This window comes from uncultured Rothia sp. (assembly GCF_916049665.1).
Classification (GTDB): Bacteria; Actinomycetota; Actinomycetes; order Actinomycetales; family Micrococcaceae; genus Rothia.
Window position 1 is genome coordinate 1 of record NZ_CAJZIE010000092.1, and the last position, 6591, is coordinate 6591.

The following is a 6591-nucleotide window of genomic DNA, read 5'->3' on the forward strand; positions in this document are numbered from 1 at the left end:
TGGTCATCTTACCCTTGCGAGCACCCAGCGAAATCTTCACCGAAGTATCGAGCTTATCCGCGAAAGCCTCCGCAATGTAGTCCAGGCGCTCACGGTGCTTCTGAGGCTGAGGAGCCTTACGCTCCCTCACCTCCGCGGCGCCGGATGCGTGGTTCACCAGCTCCTCGGTTGCACGAACCGACAGGCCCTCATTCACAATCTTCTGCGCGAGAGTCTCAATCTGCGCCTGATCGGTCAGAGCCAGCAGGGCACGCGCGTGACCGGCGGAGAGAATACCCGCCGCAACGCGACGCTGCACCAGAGCCGGTAGCTTCAGCAGACGAATCGTGTTTGAAATCTGGGGGCGAGAACGACCGATGCGCTTAGCCAACTGCTCCTGAGTAGTATCAAACTCCTCCATGAGCTGCTGGTATGCCGCCGCCTCTTCAATAGGGTTCAGCTGGCTGCGGTGCAGGTTCTCCAGCAGGGCATCACGGAGCAGGTCGCCGTCTTCAGTCTCACGAACAATCGCGGGGATAGTGGTCAGACCAGCCGCCTGGGTTGCACGCCAGCGGCGCTCACCCATAACCAGCTCATACTTTTCGGCACCGTTTTCACGCGAGGGACGCACAACGATCGGCTGCAGAACGCCAATCTCACGCACCGAGTGGATGAGCTCCTCCATGTCCTGCTCATCAAAATCGGTTCGGGGCTGCTTGCGGTTCGGGTGAATATCGCGAACATTCAGCTCGGCAAACTGGGCACCGGGAACCGGAACCAGACCGCTCTGTTCTTCGGAAGCAGACTGCGGGGTGGAGATATCTTCACCAAAGAAGAAGTCCACCGGGCGGCGAGTCAGGGTGGTGTTACGCAGAGCCGCCCCCATGTCCACGCGGGACTTCTTCTTCAATGTTTCACGTGAAACATCCTGCGAGGAGGCGGGGGTTTCTACCTTTTCCTCCGCTTTCTCGACAGGAGCCGGCTTCTCCTGAGCGGGCGCAGAGTCAGCAGGCTTAGCTTCTACAGCCTCGGTCTTAGTGCTCTTGCGGTGCTTCTCCGGCTTGGCCTCGTGAGCCATTTCGAAGAGACCGTCAGTCATCGGCTCTTCAATCGGAGCAGTTACCTTCTTGGGTGCAGTCTTTGCTGCAGCAGTATTTTCGGATGCCTTCGCCTCAGCATTACCAGAATTCTTCGTACTCTGAGGGATCAGTGCCCCCAGGCCACGACCCAAGCCGCGTCGCTTTTCAGCCATCGTTACTCCTTAGGACTCCCGGACGAGCCCGCTCATTTTTCTTCTTCATCTAGTGTAAACGAAATAAGCACTCGAGAGCAGGAGCAGAAATTGTGCGGCACACAATCCGCATTATTTTTAAAAATTAATGCGATAAGGATGTTTTTGAAGATTTTACCTAGAAAATACCGCACACAATGAGCCCTTTTGAATCATCGAAAGACAATTCAAAAGGGCTCATTCAAAAGATTTAGATTATGCAGATCGGCGTGAGAGTTCCTGTGCCGCCTCGCGGTAGGCGCGAGCGCCGGTCGACGACGAGTCGTAGGTGATGACAGTCTGCTGATAACTGGGTGCCTCAGAGATACGCACGGAGCGGGGAATCTTCACGCTGAGGGTCTCCTCCGGGAAGTGCTCACGCACTTCCTCCGCTACCTGGAACGCCAGGTTGGTGCGGGCATCGTACATGGTCAGCAGAATCGTGCTAATGCGCAGCTTGGAGTTCAGGTGCTTCTGAATCATCTGAATATTCTTCAGTAGCTGACTCAGGCCTTCCAGAGCGTAGTACTCGCACTGAATCGGAATCAGAATTTCTTCTGCCGCGACGAAGGCGTTGACGGTCAGCAGGCCGAGGCTCGGCGGGCAGTCGATAAAAACGTAATCCAGGCGTTCCATGCCCTGCTTCTCGCGCCACTCGGTGTAATCCATCAGGGCGTTCTTGAGGCGAGTCTCACGTGCCACCAGGGAGACCAGTTCAATCTCCGCGCCCGCAAGGTCGATATTGGCGGGGGCGCAGAACAGGCCGGGCATGTCGGGGCATTCCTGAACGATTTCAGAAAGCGGCTTATCTTCAATCAGGACATTGTAGACACTGGGGACATCCACTCCGTGCTCAATACCCAGTGCGGTCGAGGCGTTACCCTGCGGGTCGTTGTCGATGACCAGGACGTTGAGGCCAGCCTCCGCGAGCGCAGCGGCGAGATTCACAGCGGTACTGGTTTTACCCACGCCACCCTTCTGATTCGACACGGTGAAGACACGCGTATGCACAGGCTTGGGGAGCAAATCTGCAACAGATTTCTGAGCTTGAGGAGTCATCGGGTGCCTTCCATATTCCGGGTGGTGTGTCTACGGTGATGCTTCTTCTGGCGCCTCGCCTGGCGTGATGTTCTGAAATGTTCACGTGCGAGGAGGGCCTACTTCCCCGCTCCCCTACCGTCGCCCGTTCTCCGCATGTTTCACGTGAAACATACTTCCCAAGGTGATGGCGCCTGCAATGTTTCACGTGAAATATTGCCTCCGCCTCAGAAGCTTTAAAGGGCGCAAGCTCCACGAATAAGCTACTGGGCAATAGTGCAGAAGAGTCTAAGGTTTCAACCCTCTCTTAAGGGTACCCGGCATCAGGTCAATACTCCACGCGAGAGGTCATTCTATGTACCCTACGGACACCATTACTACGCACCCCGGCAAACCTGCGCACAAAAAATGGGCGATACCGCGTAAGCCAGCATATTCACTAGCTCATTGCGGTACCGCCCATTTGAGACGAAACCTTTAGAGGCGGACTCGAACCACCGTCGTCGGCTCTTCCAGCAGGTTGCCACCGGCGGTGAGAATCTCAGTCTCACGCGCACCGTAGCGGTTCAGCTTCTTCTTCGCCTTAGTAATCTCCTCAGCGGCGCTACGACCCTTCAGAGCCAGCAGCTCGCCGGTGCCGCGCAGAATCGGCAGGGTGATGTCCAGCAGGCCCACCAGGGCGGACACGGCACGCGCAGTCACCACATCAGCCTCAACAGTGCCCACAGCCTGCTCAGCACGCGAGCGCAGCACGGTCACGTTTTCCAGTCCCAGATCCTCGACAACCTCATTCAGCCAGATGACACGGCGTTCCAGAGGCTCAATCAGGGTCAGCTTCAGATCCGGACGAGCAATCGCCAGGCATAGGCCGGGCAGACCGGCACCAGAGCCAACATCAGCCACCGAAGCGTTCGGAGCAATGTACTCCTGCACCACGGCACAGTTCAGCACGTGACGAGCCCACAGGCGCGGCACCTCACGCGGACCAATCAGACCGCGCTCAATACCGGTCGTCGCCAGATGCTGCACGTAACGCTCCGCCAGGGACAGACGCTCACCGAACACAGCCTCCGCAGCGGCGCGCTCACTCTCACTGAGAGTAACCTTCGAAGTCTCCATACTAGGCTCCTACCTCGGGAAGAGAAATCACCACGTGGCGGCGAGGACCCTCACCCTCAGACTCGCTGTACAGCCCAGCAGCAGCGACCACATCGTGCACAACCTTACGCTCATACGGGCTCAGCGGCTTCAGGTGCTCATCACGACCGGTAGCACGCACCTTCTCAATCGCGTCAGCAGCGATCTTCTCCAGCTGCTCACGACGCTCAGCACGGTAACCGGCAACATCCAGAATCAGGCGGGAACGGGTGCCGTTACCAGCCAGGACGGAGAGGCGCACCAGCTCCTGCAGAGCCTCCAGAACCTCGCCGTGGCGGCCGACCAGGTGGCGCAGTTCCTCATTGTCATCGTCGTCGTTGAAGACCGAAAGGTAGATGCGGTTATTGCGCACCTCAATATCAATATCGCCGTCCATATCGACAATATCGAGGAGCTCCTCGAGGTAGTCAGCGGCGATATCGCCTTCCTCGTCGATGTCCTCAAAATCGTCTTCTTCGCCCTCAAGGGGCTCCTCTACCAGCTGCTCCTCAACGAGCTGCTCGTCCTCATATTCCATAGCTTCAGTCACAATAATCCTCAGGGTGTTCGGAGGGGTGTCCTAGGGGTAAAAAGTATCTCATACACGGCGCCGGGCCCGCGCCACACATGGCGAGAACCCGGCCCGAATCACGGAAGAAAACTACTTCTTTCCGTTCTGCTTATTGCGTTGCTGCTTCTGGCGCTTCTTGCTGACCGGCTGCTGACGCTGACCCGCAGCGGCACGCTCACGAGCCTCCTGCAGATCCTTCTCGTGCTGCTCACAGGTCTTACCAATCGGAGGCAGGCCCTTCGCCGCACGGCGAGCGTTCAGCTCACGCTCCGCCTGAGAACCGGGGGTCGGGTTATTGCGGATAACCCACCACTGCTGACCCAGCGACCACAGGTTCGACACGGTCCAGTAGTACATAACACCCAGCGGGAAGTTAATACCGGAAACAGCGAAGATGATCGGGAAGATGTACATGATCATCTGCTGCTGACGGAACATCGGAGAGTTCAGAGCCGCCTCCGACATGTTCTTCACACTCAGCTGCTTCTGAATGTAGAACTGGGTCGCACTCATCAGAACAATCATGATGACCGCCTGAACAACGGTCGCGGTGGTGTCACCGGCACCCGGGTGCAGCATGGTCGCGAACAGCTGAGCACCGAAAATCTGCGAGTCATTGAACTGGTGCACCAGATCAGCCGGTAGCATGAGCACGCTCTCATTGCTCTGCGCCGCGGTGGGAACGCCCATCAGCACCTGGTACAGACCGAAGAAGATCGGCATCTGAGCCAGAATCGGCAGGCAGGACGCGAAGGGGTTCGTACCGTGCTTACGGTACATTTCCATCTGCTCCTGAGCCATAGCCTGGCGGGAGAGCTGGTCCTTCTTGCCCTTGTACTTCTCCTGCAGCTTCGCCATATCGCCCTGCATCGCGGTCATGCCGCGCATAGCCTTAATCTGCTTGACGAACAGCGGGATGGTCAGGGTACGCATCACCAGAGTCAGGAAGATAATGCACAGAACCCAGGTCATACCGGACGCCGGATCCATGCCCAGCGAAGTGAAAAGAGTGTGGAACAGCCACAGGACCACGGAGACGATCCATTTAAACGGCCAAAGAATCAAATCAAAAATATTCACGCGGGAATACTCCTTAAGGACTCGGCTAAGTCATTGTGTGGGAGGCGCCGCCTACTCAGGGCGGGCGTCACCACCGGTGTGAGGGGTGTAAAGATGGGGGTGGTTGAGCAGAATAATTTTCGGTTCTGCTCCGGGAGCGAAAGTACGCTTCCCCTCCGGGACTGGGTCGATACCTCCGGTCGCCCAGGGAACACACCGCAGAATACGGCGCACCGTCAGGGAAAGCCCACCCATCGCACCGTGGGTGGTCAGCGCCTCCAGGGCGTAGGCTGAGCAGGTCGGGTAGTAGCGGCACACATCCCCGTAGAGGGGGGACACGACCTTGCGGTAGGCCTTCATGCACGCAATCAGCAGGTTCTGCGGTAGAACGTAGAGCGCCTGCAGGAAAGTTTCTGGCCGTACGAATTCGTTAGGCGCGAGCGCCAGCAGTTCGTCGGGGCCCAGAGTTTCAGCCGAGGCACTGTAGGTGCCGCTGTGATGCGCGTGGAAGCATTCTTCACGGTGGGAACAGCGAGAGTGACTCACGATGTCCCCTCGCCGTTCGGGGCATTCTGCGGTCGGTTGAGCTTAGCGAACGTGGTCTCGAGTGCCGATTCATAGTCGCGGCGCAACTGATCCCAGCTGGCATTCGCGGAGGCGGGAAGCGCTCGCACCGCAATGGCGTACCCATCCGGATGCGCGGCGCAGGTGAGCGCGGCAAGCTCACGCAACCGGCGCTTCACCAGATTGCGTGTGACTGCGTTGCCCACCGCCTTCGACACAATGAAACCTACCTGGGTTGTTTTTCCAGGATTTTTCGCCGTAGATACAACGATGTTCCGACGTCCTGTACGGATGCCGGAACGGAAGGCGTGGGAGAATTCTGCGCTGGTGCGCATACGGTGCCGTTGAGGCAGCACGTGTTCCCCTTTACGTAGTGTGGGAGATTCAGCTCATGTACTGAGCTAACCTCCGCGTGTATTTCACGCTTAATGATAGTTCGCCCGCCGATGCGTGTGCATCGGCGGGCGAACTATATGCCGTGATTAGGCCGAGAGCTTTGCGCGGCCCTTACCGCGGCGGTTCGACAGAATCGCGCGGCCTGCACGGGTACGCATACGCAGACGGAAGCCGTGCTTCTTAGCGCGACGGCGGTTGTTCGGCTGGAAAGTACGCTTGCTCATACTTTGTCTCCTTGATTTTTGCGGTTCGTGCCCTCACGGGGTATCGGAACCGTACGCTTCTTGGTGCACGGAGGTACCGCGACTATTCGCAGTAGGCGGTGCACACACAACAGCACAACTTTAGAAGAGTGGAGGCCGTAAATCAAGTTCTTGGGGCGTTTTTCCGCGTGATTCCGGGCTCGTTTAAGGAGAGAGGGGGATGTTTACGGTACCCCTATAGGCTGTTGAGATCCCCTTATTCCACAGAGTGTAAACCTGGGGATATTTACGGCAATGCGGTATCCACCGCGGTGCACAACAGCCTCTCACCCCCACCCACTGGAGAGTTATCCACAGCCCAGTATTCCTGAGGT

Annotated in this window: 8 protein-coding genes; all 8 read right to left on the reverse strand. The window is 57.7% G+C overall.

The window, feature by feature from the left end; all coding sequences use genetic code 11:
* On the reverse strand, positions 1–1231 hold a 1231-nt coding region (locus QZ540_RS07870), incomplete at its 3' end, for a ParB/RepB/Spo0J family partition protein (RefSeq protein ID WP_294629006.1).
* 234 nt (positions 1232–1465) lie between these two features.
* A complete protein-coding gene (locus QZ540_RS07875) occupies positions 1466–2308 on the reverse strand; it encodes a ParA family protein (protein ID WP_049349949.1) in 843 nt (280 codons plus the stop codon).
* A gap of 456 nt (positions 2309–2764) precedes the next feature.
* A complete protein-coding gene (gene rsmG / locus QZ540_RS07880) occupies positions 2765–3406 on the reverse strand; it encodes a 16S rRNA (guanine(527)-N(7))-methyltransferase RsmG (protein ID WP_294629008.1) in 642 nt (213 codons plus the stop codon).
* 1 nt (position 3407) lies between these two features.
* On the reverse strand, positions 3408–3974 hold the full coding sequence (locus tag QZ540_RS07885) for a R3H domain-containing nucleic acid-binding protein (RefSeq protein WP_294629010.1): 567 nt from the start codon (positions 3972–3974) through the stop codon (positions 3408–3410).
* A 111-nt stretch (positions 3975–4085) separates the two neighbouring features.
* Positions 4086–5075, reverse strand: a complete 990-nt coding sequence (gene yidC, locus QZ540_RS07890) for a membrane protein insertase YidC (protein WP_294629012.1) — start codon at positions 5073–5075, stop codon at positions 4086–4088.
* Positions 5076–5126: 51 nt separating this feature from the next.
* On the reverse strand, positions 5127–5600 hold the full coding sequence (gene yidD / locus QZ540_RS07895) for a membrane protein insertion efficiency factor YidD (RefSeq protein ID WP_294629014.1): 474 nt from the start codon (positions 5598–5600) through the stop codon (positions 5127–5129).
* On the reverse strand, positions 5597–5974 hold the full coding sequence (gene rnpA, locus QZ540_RS07900) for a ribonuclease P protein component (RefSeq protein WP_294629016.1): 378 nt from the start codon (positions 5972–5974) through the stop codon (positions 5597–5599). The genes yidD and rnpA overlap by 4 nt, the downstream gene beginning before the upstream one ends.
* 126 nt (positions 5975–6100) lie before the next feature.
* Positions 6101–6238: a 50S ribosomal protein L34 gene (gene rpmH, locus QZ540_RS07905; protein ID WP_049332235.1), complete on the reverse strand. Its 138-nt coding sequence runs from the start codon at positions 6236–6238 to the stop codon at positions 6101–6103.
* Between the last annotated feature and the right edge of the window lie 353 nt (positions 6239–6591).